We start from the raw sequence: 13,050 nt of genomic DNA on the forward strand, positions 1-13,050 counted from the left end.
CATCAGGCGATGTCCCGCAGTTCCCGTCGCAGGATCTTGCCCACCGGCGTCATCGGCAACGACTCCCGCAGCACGATGTGCTTGGGAATCTTGTAGCCCGTGAAGTTCTCCTTGCAGTAGGCCTTGAGCTCCTCAAGGCTGACTCCCGTCTCGCGCGCCACCACGAACAGTTTCACCGCTTCGCCCGAGCGCTCGTCCGGCACACCGATCACCGCGCAACTGGCGACTTTCGGGTGGGCCATGACCACGTCTTCAATTTCGTTGGGGTACACGTTGAAACCGGACACGATGATCATGTCCTTCTTGCGGTCGACAATACGCACAAACCCGTCCGGGTCGATGACCGCGATGTCGCCGGACTTGAACCAGCCCTCGCTGTCCAGCACTTCGGCCGTGGCTTCGGGCTTGTTCCAGTAGCCCTTCATGATCTGCGGCCCCTTGATGCACAGCTCGCCACGCTCGCCCAGTGGCTGCTCGACACCGTCGTCGTTGATCACTTTCATAAGTGTGCCCGGCACCGGCAGCCCCACCGTGCCCAACCGGGACTTACCGCCATAGGGGTTGGCACAGGCCACCGGCGAGGTTTCGGTCAAGCCATAGCCTTCGGTGATACCGCAACCGGTTATCTGCTCCCAGCGCTCGGCGGTGGCCTTGACCAGGGCGGTCCCACCGGAATTGGTGACCTTGAGGTGGGAAAAATCCAGGGTCTTGAAATCTGGATGGTCCATCAGCGCCACGAACAGCGTGTTGAGCCCCAGCAGCAACGAAAAACGCCAGTTCTTCAGTTCCTTGATGAAGCCGCCGATGTCCCGCGGGTTGGTGATCAGCACGTTGTGGTTGCCGGTGACCATCATGCACATGCAATTGGCTGTGAAAGCATAGATATGGTACAGCGGCAGCGGCGCGATCATGACTTCCTGGCCCTCGCGCAGCAGTGCTTGGCCGTCGTCGCCGATCTGCCCGAGGCACGCCCGGGCCTGCTGCATGTTGGCCACCAGGTTACCGTGGGTCAGCATCGCCCCCTTTGCCAGCCCGGTGGTGCCGCCGGTGTATTGCAGCACCGCGATATCTTCGAGGCTGACCTTCAGCGGCTTGATGCCCTGGCCACGCCCCAGGCGCAAGGCACTCTTGAAGGAAATGGCCTGGGGCAGCGAATAGTCCGGGACCATCTTCTTGACCTTGCTCACCATCGTGTTCACCAGCCAACCCTTGGCGGTGGGCATCAGGTCGCCCATTTTCGCTTCGATCAGGTATTGCAGGTCGGTGTCGGGCAGGACCTCTTGGACTTTCTGCCCGAACAGGTTCAGGTACACCAGCGCCCGGGCCCCGGAATCCTTGAATTGGTGGCGCATTTCCCGCGGGGTATACAGCGGGTTGGTGTTGACTACGATCAGCCCCGCACGCAAGGCACCGAATACCGCGATCGGGTATTGCAGCACGTTGGGCATCTGCACCGCGATACGGTCACCCGGGGCCAAGTCGGTGTGAGCCTGCAGATAGCCGGCGAAAGCCGCGCTGTAGCGTTCGAGCTCGGCATACGTGAGGGTCACCCCCATGTTGCTGAACGCTGGACGATCGGCGAATCTCTTGCAGGAACGCTCGAACACCTCGACAACCGACTTGTAGGCCCCATGGTCGATATCCAGGGGCACGCCGGCCGGGCGTTTGTCATTCCAGAAATCAGGCTGCATTGTTTTTATCCTCTTACCTGAGCGAATCCGGGCCGCGTCTGTATCGCTTGCAGAGGCGGAACTCCCTGGGACACTAGCAGTTATGGCGTATCAGGCAAATATGGCGGCCTGCGTCATAGATTGTGTGAATCTTCCTGCCTTGGCGTGGGCTGATCAGGCGAGACGCAGCGGATGAGCTATACAATGCAGCGACACTGCGCAAAGGAACCGCCATGATCCACCAAACGTTCTGGCTGACCGCGACCGACCACAGCCGCCTGTTCGTCAACCAATGGCTGCCTGACACCGCGCCCGAGGCGCTGGTCATGCTGGCACACGGGATGGCCGAACACAGCGGCCGCTACGCACGCCTGGCCCAGGCCCTGTGCGACGAAGGCTACGGCGTCTACGCTGCGGACTTGCGCGGCCATGGCAAGACCGGCCAGGCAATGATTCTCGGCCATTTTGCAGATGCGGGCGGTTGGGCCAAGGTGGTGGGTGACCTGGCCAGCCTCAATCATCACATCGGCCAGCAACATCCCGATACGCCCGTGGTGCTGCTGGGTCACAGCATGGGCAGCTACATCGCCCAGGGCTACTTGCTGCATCACAGCGCCAGCCTGCACGGGGCGATTCTCAGTGGTTCCAATTTCCAGCCTGTGGCGCTTTATCGGGCGGCTCGGCTGATCGCCCGCTTCGAACGTCGACGCCAGGGTGCCACGGGGCGCAGCGCCTTGATCGAGTGGCTGTCGTTCGGCAGCTTCAACAAGAAATTCAAACCGGCGCGCACCCCCTTCGACTGGCTCAGCCGCGACCCGACCGAAGTCGACAAATACGTCCACGACCCGCTGTGCGGCTTTCGCTGCACCAATCAACTGTGGGTCGATCTGCTCGGCGGGTTGCAGCAAATCAGCAAAGCGTCCAATCTCGCCCAGATCGATCCGGGCCTGCCCGTGTTGGTGATCGGCGGTGAATGTGATCCGGTGAGCGAAGGCAAGCGTCTGAAGGATCTGGCCGACGCCCTGCGCGACGCCGGCAGCCGGAACCTGCAACTGACGATTTACCCACAGGCCCGACACGAATTGTTCAACGAAACCAACCGCGACGAAGTGACGGCCGACGTGCTGGCCTGGATTGCCCAGGCACTGAGCCACAAGCGACCGCCACGAAGCGAGTAGGTTTTGCAGCGTTTTCCTTTACCCGTCACAGGATTTGAGACAGATGACCCAGGTTACCAATATCCCTTACGAAGCCCTCGAAGTCGGCCAGACCGCGAGCTACAGCAAGACCGTCGAAGAGCGCGACATTCAGTTGTTCGCCGCGATGTCCGGCGATCACAACCCGGTGCACCTGGACGCCGAATTCGCGGCGGCAAGCATGTTCAAGGAGCGCATCGCCCATGGCATGTTCAGCGGGGCGCTGATCAGCGCGGCGGTGGCTTGCGAGTTGCCTGGCCCGGGCACCATCTACATCGGCCAGCAGATGAGCTTCCAGAAACCGGTCAAGATCGGTGACACCCTGACTGTGCGCCTGGAAATCCTGGAGAAACTGCCAAAATTCCGTGTGCGCATCGCCACGCGTGTATTCAATCAGCGCGATGAGCTGGTAGTGGATGGCGAAGCCGAAATCCTCGCGCCACGCAAGCAACAGACCGTGACGCTGCCGACGTTGCCGGCGATCACTGTCGGTTGAATCGATGAAGCGAAGCGTTTTTCCGTGGCGAGGGAGCTTGCTCCCGCTCGGCGGCGAAGCCGTCGTAAAAAATCGACCGCGTTTGATCAGATCAAATAAGGTCGATTTTTTGGGGGGCTTCGCCCCCAGCGGGAGCAAGCTCCCTCGCCACGGGTGATCGCGGCGCGACAACTATTGATGGCCCTCCTGCACCTGCACGCTCGCCGTCATCCCGGCACTCAGGCTTACCCCTTCGGGCACCTTGTCCAGTTTGATCCGCACCGGTATGCGTTGGGCCAGGCGTACCCAACTGAAGGTCGGCTCGACCTCGGCCAGTAGCTGCGCATCGGGGTTGGTGTTGCGGTCGGTAATCCCCCGGCTGATGCTTTCGACATGACCTTCCAGCGCATGGTCGGCGCTCATCAGCCAGACCTTGACCGCATCACCCACGCGGATCCTTGGCAGTTTGGTTTCTTCAAAATAAGCCTGCACGTAGAACGTCGAGTCATCGATCAGCGCCATGACCGGTTGCCCGGCGTTTACATAGTTGCCTTCGGCCAGGCGCAGGTTGGTGATGTGGCCGCTGCGTGGAGCCAGTACCTGGCTGCGGGCCAGATTGAGTTCGGCCACCTTGGCCTCGGCCTGGGCTTCGCGCAGTTCGCCCCGGGCAATGCCGGCGTTGATCTGGGCGTTCTCGCGCAGTTCAGCACTGATGGCCTGGGGCCCCAGGGCGGCGCGACGGCTGGCTTCGTGCTCGCGCAGGCTCAGTTGCTGCTGGCGTGTCTGAACCACCGCCCGAGCCTTCTCCACCGCCGCCTCGAAGCGCTCGCGATCGATGTCCAGCAACAGGTCGCCAGCCTTCACCTGCTGGTTATCCACAGCCTTGAGCTCACGCACCCAACCCGACACGTCCGGCGCAATCACCACCACATCGGCACGAATTCGCGCATCGCGCGTCCAGGGCGTCAGCATGTAGTACTGCCACAGGTGAAACCCGGCGAAGATCGCCACAGCCACCACGCACAGCGTGACGGCAACACGTACGGAGGTACGCATGTTCAACTCCTAGAGTGGCCCGAGGACCACGGTAATGACAGTCAGGACACAAACATACAGGGCGCAGTCGAACAAGGCTTCGTGCCAGATCCAGCGCCCGGCCGGCACAAGGCTGAGCAACAGGCGCAGCGCACCGGTCACCAGCAACGCCAGCACCACATAAACCAGGAAGGGGCTGAGCAGCACCCCGCCGATCGACCACTCACGCAAGCCCATGGTTGTGCTCCCGTCCTTCAGGTTCATGCTGGCGGCACCAGGCGCGCCAGCTGCTTTGCAATTGCACCACGGCGCCCTGGGCCAACTTCAGCGCATCATTGGGTGGCTGGGCCGCCAGGACTTCCAGGAACTCGGTGCTCGCCGGTGCCAGGGCATCGGCCTGGTCACCGGCCGGACCGTGTTCGAGCGCTTCTTCCAGCGCTTCGAAATAACGGCGCTGCGCCACGCTATCGGGTATCTGGGCCACGGCCAGACTCAGCCGCAAGTGCAACAGTTCGTCGCCGATGTCCAGGCCCAGCAAGCCATCATCCCAACGGCTGCGTGCCTGCACCGGCAGCTCGGGATAATGCCGCGCCAGCTGTAGCAAGCGGTCGGCCATGCGTCCGCCGAACCAGCTCTCGGCGCCGCGCAGGCTGCGATGGGTCAGGCGCACCAGATCGTCGAGGGTCGCAGCCAACAAACGCCGACTGTGCCAGGCCGGGTTACGCAAAATCAGCAGGTTGAACGCCAGTACGGCCGCGCCTACACCGATCACCATCGCCTGGGCGTTGTTGAAGAACGCCGCCACGTCATATTTCATGGCGTTGAGCGGCGACACCAGCACCACGAAATGCAGGCAGAACGAGGTCGCGGTGGCGAAAATCTGCGGCTTGGCCATGCCCAGTGCGCCAAAAAACAATGGCACGCCCATGGCCATGCACAGCATCGCGAAACTGCTCCATTGCGGCAGGACGATCTCACCGATGACAAACGCCGTCGGCACCGCCAACAGAATGCCGCGCAAGAAACTCAGGCCGATCTGCGCACCGTTTTCACGACTGGCAAACAGGCTGCACACCACGCAAGTGAGCACCAGGGCACCCGAAGCGGCAGGCCATGCCGTTGCCAGCCAGAAACTGGCCACCGCCAGGAATGCCAGGGCGCTGCGGGCACCAAAGACCATGGCCAGGGACAGGTCACGGTGCGGAGCCAGGGTCCGTGGAGGATCCGCCGCCGCCCTGCCCTCCTGTACCGCTGCCAGCGCGGCGCAGGCCGCCAGGGCGGTGTCGAGCAACAGGGCGAGCCGGGCCAGGCAATAACTCTGCGCCGAGCTGAAACCGGCGTCGTGAGATGCGTCCAGCAACTGCGGCCGCAAGGCTTGCAGGGTCGCGCTGTCGGCGTCGAGGGCTTGCTGCACCTCGCTCATCCACGGCTGCAAGGCCTCGGCCTCTTCGGGCTCGAGTTGCTTCCACTGGCGCCGCACGGAGCGGGCGATACGCAGCAGCATCAATAATTTCTGGCTCAGACCACTGATGGCCCGGGCCCGTTGCCGGCCAAGGCTGCCTTCAAACCAGGCGTGTTCGCGCTGGGCGTCCACCGCGACAATCTTGCCAAGGATTTCCAGCAAGCCTTTACGGGCCTGCGCGTCGCCGGCCAGGGTGGCCCGTGCCGCTTGCATGCCGCTCTGCCAGGCCGCACGGGCCTGACCCGCCAATTGCCGCTCGACCCGCAACGGCCAGAGCAAGGCACTGGCCGCCGTGGCGCAAACGATGCCCAGGCTGATTTCAGTGCAACGCGCCACCGCCTGATCGAACACACTCAACGGATGGGAAATGGCCGGCAAGGCAATGATCGCCACCGTGTAGCCGGCCAGCACGAATGAATAGGACCAGGCGCTGCGCAACAGCGTGGAACACGCCGTGCACAGGCCCAGCCACAGCGCCAGGGCGAGGAGGAACAACCACGGCGCCTGGGCGAACAGCCCCATGAACACCACCGACATGACGGTGCCCACCAACGTGCCGAGCAATCGCGCCAAACCCTTTTGCACCACCATCCCGGAGAGCGGCTGGGCCACGATGAACGCGGTCATCAAGGCCCAGGATGGCTGTTCCAAGCCCCAGCGCAAGGCCAGCCACAGCGCCAACCCGCCACCCAATACGGTTTTGATGGCGAACTGCACGGCGAGGCGGTCGGGGGCGAACAAGGCCTGGAAGGTAATGGGCACGCGAAAAACTCTGATGGGGACGCAATAACGATAGATGCAATATGGGGTGATTGGCCGGTGCAATTATTAGCTAGCTAACTATGTAGCGTCCATAGGTGATTACCAACGGATTTAACAACACACTTTTCTGGCGGACGCTTCATTTGCCCTAAGCTGGAATAACGACCCACAAAAAAACGCCAGGCTGGCTGGCGTTTTTTTCACATCAAGGCGCGTTTAGCTGGCGCGTGCCTGGTTACGCAGTGCCTTGACCTGGTCATGGTTGCGTTGCACGCCGTGGTACTGGCGCTCGACCAGATCACGAATACCCACCAGGTTGTGCTTGGTGATTTTTTCCAGCGCTTCCTTATAGGCCTTGAGCGCATGGTCTTCGCCGCGCTCGGCTTCGTTGAGCACTGCTTCTTCGTCCTTGCCGGTGAACATGGATTTCACGTCTACCCAGCGACGGTGCAAGTCACCGCTGACACTGGTGGAAGTTTCCGGATCACCGCCCAGCGAACGCACGGCCGCTTGCAGTTCGGCCGCGGCAGTCGCGCAATCGGCAGAACGCTTGACGAACAGAGCCTTGAGTTCTGGGTGCTTGATGTCTTCAGCGCAGGTCTTGAACCCTTCCTGACCATCCTTGCTGGTCTCGATCAGGTCGTTCAGGACGGAGATGGATTCTTTATTGATGTCGGTCATTTTTCAGTTCCTTTGCTGGTGAATAAAACCTGCAAGGGATATTGCATCGGCCGTGCCAGCCGCGTAACGAATTAAAAGCCTTTAAAGTCAATAAGATAACAACACACCAAAAAACTGTATCCGCGCTATTTGCATGATCTGTCATTTGGCCTGCATGCAGAATGCCTGTATTTTCTAGGCAGTTTCGAATCAAGACGATTGCCATGAACCCGCAGAAGCTCGAATTGCTCATCACACGCCAAATGCCCTTCGGCAAATACAAGGGCCGAATCCTCGCGGACCTGCCCGGCCAGTACCTGAACTGGTTTGCCCGCGAAGGTTTTCCCCATGGAGAACTCGGCGGCTTGCTGGCATTGATGCAGGAAATCGATCACAACGGATTGTCGGACTTGCTCGATCCCTTGCGCGTCAAACACGGCAAGCCCAAGCCCCGCCCCTGAACAGTTGAGCCCCGACATGCCCGAGAACACACTGCGCGCCCACGATGAAGCTTTCTGGCAAACCTTCGTGGGTCGCTACGATGTCGATCCCAATGGACCGCTCAATCTGGAAAACGGGTACTTCGGGCGCATGTCCCAGACCGTGGTCGAGGAGTACCAGCGCAATATCGAGTTCATCAACCGCGGCAATTCGTTGTACGTCCGCCAGCAGTTCGACCAGGAACAGGGCGAAGCCATTCGCCGCCAGGTGGCGAACCTGATCCATGCCTCCCCCAAGAGCGTGGCGCTGGCCAGCAGCGCGGTGGATGCCCTGCAGACGCTGATCCGCAACTACAACAAGCTCAAGCCCGGCGACCAGGTACTGGTCTGTGACCTGGAATACACTTCGGTCAAGAGCGCAATGCACTGGTTGGCCCGCCAGCGCGGGGCGCAGGTGATCGAAATCGTCCACCAGCACCCCGCCAGTTTCGAAAGCCTGGTGGGCACCTATCGCGAAGCGTTCATTCGTTATCCGCGCCTCAAGCTGATGGCGCTGACCTATGTCAACCACCTCACCGGATTGGTAATGCCGGTCCGGGCGATTGCCGAGAGCGCCAAGGAGTTCGGCGTCGATATCATCCTCGACGGTGCCCATGCCCTGGGCCAGATCGATTTCGACTTGAAGAAACTCGGGATCGAATTTGCCGGGTTCAACCTGCAGAAGTGGATCGGCGGTCCCCTTTCCCAGGGTTTCCTGTATATCGCCCCCCACCGGTTGGTGGATATCGACCCGGACATGGACGAAGGCAGCTATCCCGCTACCGACATCCGCTCGCGCACACCCCATAGCACGCCCAACATCCCCGCCTTGTTGACCCTGCCCCTGGTGTTCGAAGAGCACCGCGCCCTCGGTGGCGCTTCGGCCAAAGGCGCGCGCCTGAGCTACCTGCGCGATTTGTGGGTAAAGGCCGTGCGCGATCTTCCCGGCATCGAAGTCATGACGCCGGACGACCCCGGCCTTTATTGCGGCATTACCGCGATGCGCTTCACTGCCCAGGCCGATCAACAAGCGATGGCCGATCGATTGCTCAACGACTATGGGATCTTCACCGTGGTGCGCAACACCAGCGTCGGGCCGTGCATACGCATTACGCCAGGCTTGATTACCTTGGCGCGTGATATCGACCGTTTGATCAAGGCATTGACCGAACTGAGCCGCCTGTGACGGCCACGGGACAGAGCACTAAATCCCAGGCATAAAAAAACGGCGCGCCGACCAAGCGCACCGTAAAACCGTAGAACACCCAACGAGGTTCGGTAAATCAATCAGTCCAGCAGCGCCAGTGCCTCGGCGGTGCACTCCTGAATGCGGGCCCAGTCGCCGTTCTTGATCCACTCCGGATCAAGCATCCAGCTACCGCCCACGCACATCACGTTTTTCAACGCCATGTAGCTCTTGATGTTGGCCGGGCTCACGCCGCCGGTCGGGCAGAACTTCACTTCGCCGAACGGGCCGCCCAAGGCCTTGATGGCTACGACGCCACCGCTGACTTCGGCCGGGAACAGTTTGAAGCGGCGATAACCCAGGCCATAGCCTTCCATGATGCCGGAGGCGTTGCTGATGCCCGGCAGCAAAGGAATCGAGCTGTAGACGCTGGCTTCGAGCAGATCACGGGTGATACCCGGCGTCACAATGAACTGCGAACCCGCAGCCTCGGCGGCGGCCAGCATGTGACGATCGAGCACGGTACCGGCGCCGGTTACCAGCTCCGGACGCTGTTCACGCAACACCTGGATGGCCTTGAGGCCGTACTGGGAACGCAAGGTCACTTCCAACGCCGTCAGGCCGCCGGCAGCCAGGGCATCGGCCAACGGCAGGATGTCCTGTTCACGGGCAATGGTGATCACCGGCAGGATCCGCGCCTTGGCGCAGAGGCTGTCGATCAGGGTAACTTTGTCCGCCATGGAAACGGTCGGGGATGGGTTTGTCATAGCGGTTGATCCTTGGTTCATGGGCACCAGTAAATCTCTAGCGTGGGTTGCAGAAACGCGCGGATCGGCATTTCGGCGACGTCGTCACCGGCCACGGCGGCGTTCAGGGTGGTCAATTTCGACTGACCGGAAATCGACAGCACTTTGTATTTCGCCGAAGCCAGCAGTGCGCGACTCATGGTCAGGCGCTGGTGTGGCACGGTTGGCGCAAGCATCGGCCAGCAACGACGGGCGCCGCTGGCATCCAGGGCCTGGGCCAGGTTCGGGCTGCCGGGAAACAGCGAGGCGGTGTGCCCGTCATCGCCCATGCCCAGGACCAGCACGTCGATCGGCGGCAGCTCGGCCAGCAGGCGATCCGCCTGTTCGGCAGCGGCTTCCAGGTTCGCGCTCGCACTGTAGAGGCTGAGAAATTGGGCCTTGGCCGCCGCCCCTTGCAGCAGATAACGCTTGAGCAGGCCGGCATTGCTGTCGGCGTGTTCAACCGGCACCCAGCGCTCATCGGCCAGGCTCACCACCACCTTGGACCAGTCCAGCGCCTGCTTGCCCAGGCTTTGGAAAAACGCCACCGGGCTGCGTCCACCGGACACCACCAGGGTCGCCGCGCCGCGCGCGTCGATCGCTTCGCGCAATTGCCCGGCCACCTTCAATGCCAAACCTTCGGCCAACAGTACCGGGGTCTTGAATGCCTGGGCGCTGACGCCCTGGGGCAGTTTCAGTTCAGATATCGCCATACCACGACCTCCCATCCCGCGTGATCAGTGCGATGGAGCTCATCGGCCCCCAGGACCCCGCCGCATACGGCTTGGGCGCATCACCGGACTTCTTCCATCCGGCGATCAACTGGTCACACCACGTCCACGCGGCTTCAATTTCATCTTTACGGACAAACAGGTTCTGATTGCCGTTCATGACTTCCAGCAACAACCGCTCGTAGGCATCGGGTATCCGTGCGCTGCGATAGGTGTCGGAGAAGTTGAGTTGCAGCGGACCGCTGCGCAATTGCATGCCCTTGTCCAGGCCTTGCTCCTTGGTCATCACCCGCAAGGAGATCCCTTCGTCCGGTTGCAGGCGGATGATCAGTTTGTTGCTGATCTGCAGGCGCTGCTCGGGGGCGAAGATGTAGTGGGACGGTTCCTTGAAGTGGATGACGATCTGCGACAGCTTCTGCGGCATGCGCTTGCCGGTACGCAGGTAGAACGGCACGCCGGCCCAACGCCAGTTACGGATGTCGGCACGCAGGGCGACGAAGGTCTCGGTGTCGCTCTGGGTGTTGGAGTTGGGTTCTTCCAGGTAGCCTGGAACGGCCTTGCCTTCGCTGTGACCGGCAATGTACTGGCCGCGCACAACCTGGGTGGTCAGGCCCTCGGGGCTGATCGGCGCCAGGGCCTTGAGTACCTTGACCTTCTCGTCGCGGATGCTGTCGGCGGACAGGTCGGCCGGCGGGTCCATGGCGATCAGGCACAGCAGCTGCAGCAGGTGGTTCTGGATCATGTCCCGCAGTTGACCGGCCTTGTCGAAATAGCCCCAGCGACCTTCGATACCGACCTTCTCGGCCACGGTGATTTCCACGTGGGAAATATAGTTCTGGTTCCACTGGGTTTCGAACAGGCTGTTGGCAAAGCGCAGCGCGATCAGGTTCTGGACGGTCTCTTTGCCCAGGTAATGGTCGATGCGATAGGTACGGTTTTCCGGAAAGAACTGCGCCACGGCGTCATTGACCTTGCGCGACGATTCCAGGTCCGAGCCGATGGGTTTTTCCAGCACGACACGGGTGTTCTCGCTCAAGCCGACCTTCGCCAGGTTCTCGCAGATCGCCCCGTACACCGCCGCTGGGGTGGCGAAATAGGCGATCATTTGCTGAGCCGTGCCCACCTGCTCGGCCAGGGCGACGTAATCGTCGGTCTTGAGAAAATCCACATGCAGGTAGGTCAGTCGCGCCAGAAAGCGCTCGACCACGGCTTCGTCCAGGTCCTTGTCGCCCACGTAGCGGCGCAGCTCCGCGGCGATGAATGCCAGGTGCTGCTGCTCGCTGCCGGGTTCACGGGCCAGCGCGATGATGCGCGTGTCCTCGTGCAGCAACTGGGCGCCATCGAGTTGATAAAGGGCAGGAAACAGCTTGCGCAAGGCCAGATCGCCCAACGCGCCGAACAAGGCAAAGGTGCACGGTTCAACCGTAATCGAAGGCATGATGTTTGTTCTTTTATCAAGTTAAGCTACAAATACCTTTTTTCAAGGCATCACTCAAGGAAAAATGTAGTAATAACTACAACATTTCTCGAAAAATCTGATTCCGAGTGGTGGTCTGTCGGAGCCATCAGTAGGATAGGCCACCGCAAAGGGTCGTATCAAAGGCCCGTCTTTCTAGGAATCTTGTATGGACCGCGTGCGAAATTTACTCGAACAGATCCAGAGTCGCCTTGAAGACCTGAACAAGGCAGAACGCAAGGTGGCCGAAATCATCCTGCACAACCCACAGCAGGCCACCCGCTTCAGCATCGCCGCCCTCGCCCAGGCCGCCTCGGTCAGCGAGCCTACGGTCAACCGTTTCTGCCGTTCATTCGGCGTCAGCGGTTACCCGGAGCTCAAGCTGCAACTGGCCCAGAGCCTGGCCAGCGGCGCCGCTTACGTCAGCCGCGCAGTGGAGGCCGACGACAACCCCGAAGCCTATACCCGTAAAATCTTTGGCAGTGCCATCGCCTCATTGGACAGCGCCTGTCAGGCCCTTGATCCAAATTTGATCAGTCGCGCCGTGGATTTGTTGATCCAGGCCCGGCAGATCCACTTCTTCGGCCTCGGCGCCTCCGCCCCGGTGGCGCTGGATGCCCAACACAAGTTTTTCCGCTTCAACCTGGCGGTGACCGCCCACGCCGATGTGCTGATGCAGCGCATGATCGCGTCGGTGGCACACACCGGTGAGCTGTTCGTGATCATTTCCTACACCGGACGGACCCGCGAGCTGGTGGAAGTGGCGCGCATCGCCCGGGAAAACGGCGCCTCGGTGCTGGGCTTGACCGCCGAAGGCTCGCCGCTCGCCAAGGCCAGCACCCTGAGCCTGAACATTCCGCTGCCCGAAGACACTGACATCTATATGCCGATGACCTCGCGGATCATCCAGCTCACCGTGCTCGATGTGCTCGCCACTGGCATGACGTTGCGCCGGGGCGTGGACTTCCAGCCGCATCTGCGCAAGATCAAGGAAAGCCTGAATGCCAGCCGATATCCGGTGGGAGATGAGTTCAACTGATCGGGCCTGAGTGCTTTGTTGCCTGACAGGCCGTCATCGCGAGCAAGCTCGCTCCCACATTGGATCTTCGGCGTTCACAAAAACCCCGTGGGCGCGAGCCGGCTCGCGATGAGG

The 13,050-nt window shown here is 61.2% G+C and carries 13 protein-coding genes; 5 read left to right on the plus strand and 8 right to left on the minus strand.

Annotated elements, in window-relative coordinates; genetic code table 11:
• Window positions 1–2 precede the first annotated feature (2 nt).
• Entirely contained in the window at window positions 3–1,691 is a 1,689-nt protein-coding gene (gene fadD2 / locus AD663_RS20630) for a long-chain-fatty-acid--CoA ligase FadD2 (protein ID WP_003184574.1), read from the minus strand.
• Between the two features lie 212 nt (window positions 1,692–1,903).
• Here fadD2 and AD663_RS20635 point away from each other — a divergent pair, with 212 nt between their 5' ends.
• Both AD663_RS20635 and AD663_RS20640 read left to right on the plus strand, forming a co-directional pair.
• Window positions 1,904–2,848: an alpha/beta hydrolase gene (locus AD663_RS20635; protein WP_003184576.1), complete on the plus strand. Its 945-nt coding sequence runs from the start codon at window positions 1,904–1,906 to the stop codon at window positions 2,846–2,848.
• 43 nt (window positions 2,849–2,891) lie between these two features.
• Window positions 2,892–3,362: a MaoC family dehydratase gene (locus AD663_RS20640; protein ID WP_003184579.1), complete on the plus strand. Its 471-nt coding sequence runs from the start codon at window positions 2,892–2,894 to the stop codon at window positions 3,360–3,362.
• A 171-nt stretch (window positions 3,363–3,533) separates the two neighbouring features.
• Here the strand turns inward: AD663_RS20640 and AD663_RS20645 are convergent, their stop codons facing one another.
• From AD663_RS20645 to AD663_RS20660, 4 genes are all read right to left on the minus strand, one after another.
• Window positions 3,534–4,397 (minus strand): HlyD family secretion protein, encoded by an 864-nt coding sequence (locus AD663_RS20645; RefSeq protein ID WP_003184581.1) that lies wholly within the window; start codon window positions 4,395–4,397, stop codon window positions 3,534–3,536.
• A 9-nt stretch (window positions 4,398–4,406) separates the two neighbouring features.
• Window positions 4,407–4,613: a DUF1656 domain-containing protein gene (locus AD663_RS20650; RefSeq protein ID WP_003184582.1), complete on the minus strand. Its 207-nt coding sequence runs from the start codon at window positions 4,611–4,613 to the stop codon at window positions 4,407–4,409.
• The gene (locus tag AD663_RS20655; RefSeq protein WP_003184585.1) at window positions 4,600–6,600 is read right to left on the minus strand and encodes an FUSC family protein; all 2,001 of its coding nucleotides are present in this window, start codon (window positions 6,598–6,600) and stop codon (window positions 4,600–4,602) included. Before AD663_RS20655 ends, AD663_RS20650 begins: the two co-directional genes overlap by 14 nt.
• A gap of 216 nt (window positions 6,601–6,816) precedes the next feature.
• Window positions 6,817–7,281: a PA2169 family four-helix-bundle protein gene (locus tag AD663_RS20660; protein ID WP_003184587.1), complete on the minus strand. Its 465-nt coding sequence runs from the start codon at window positions 7,279–7,281 to the stop codon at window positions 6,817–6,819.
• Between the two features lie 203 nt (window positions 7,282–7,484).
• Between AD663_RS20660 and AD663_RS20665 the strand changes: the two genes are divergently transcribed.
• Together AD663_RS20665 and AD663_RS20670 are read left to right on the plus strand one after the other, a co-directional pair.
• Window positions 7,485–7,721 (plus strand): DUF3820 family protein, encoded by a 237-nt coding sequence (locus AD663_RS20665; RefSeq protein ID WP_003184589.1) that lies wholly within the window; start codon window positions 7,485–7,487, stop codon window positions 7,719–7,721.
• A 16-nt stretch (window positions 7,722–7,737) separates the two neighbouring features.
• Window positions 7,738–8,925, plus strand: a complete 1,188-nt coding sequence (locus tag AD663_RS20670; RefSeq protein WP_003184591.1) for an aminotransferase class V-fold PLP-dependent enzyme — start codon at window positions 7,738–7,740, stop codon at window positions 8,923–8,925.
• 101 nt (window positions 8,926–9,026) lie between these two features.
• Here AD663_RS20670 and AD663_RS20675 read toward each other — a convergent pair whose 3' ends face one another.
• From AD663_RS20675 to zwf, 3 genes are read right to left on the minus strand one after another with little or no spacing between them, the layout of a single operon-like run.
• Entirely contained in the window at window positions 9,027–9,692 is a 666-nt protein-coding gene (locus AD663_RS20675) for a bifunctional 4-hydroxy-2-oxoglutarate aldolase/2-dehydro-3-deoxy-phosphogluconate aldolase (protein ID WP_033046223.1), read from the minus strand.
• A 17-nt stretch (window positions 9,693–9,709) separates the two neighbouring features.
• On the minus strand, window positions 9,710–10,423 hold the full coding sequence (gene pgl / locus AD663_RS20680; RefSeq protein WP_033046225.1) for a 6-phosphogluconolactonase: 714 nt from the start codon (window positions 10,421–10,423) through the stop codon (window positions 9,710–9,712).
• Entirely contained in the window at window positions 10,410–11,879 is a 1,470-nt protein-coding gene (gene zwf / locus AD663_RS20685) for a glucose-6-phosphate dehydrogenase (protein ID WP_003184597.1), read from the minus strand. Before zwf ends, pgl begins: the two co-directional genes overlap by 14 nt.
• Before the next feature lie 196 nt (window positions 11,880–12,075).
• On the opposite strand from zwf, the gene AD663_RS20690 reads away from it, so the two are divergent.
• Window positions 12,076–12,936: a MurR/RpiR family transcriptional regulator gene (locus AD663_RS20690; RefSeq protein ID WP_172680625.1), complete on the plus strand. Its 861-nt coding sequence runs from the start codon at window positions 12,076–12,078 to the stop codon at window positions 12,934–12,936.
• The last annotated feature ends 114 nt before the right edge of the window (window positions 12,937–13,050 follow it).

It is taken from the genome of Pseudomonas sp. Q12-87, assembly GCF_001269755.1.
Lineage (GTDB): Bacteria > Pseudomonadota > Gammaproteobacteria > Pseudomonadales > Pseudomonadaceae > Aquipseudomonas > Aquipseudomonas fluorescens_S.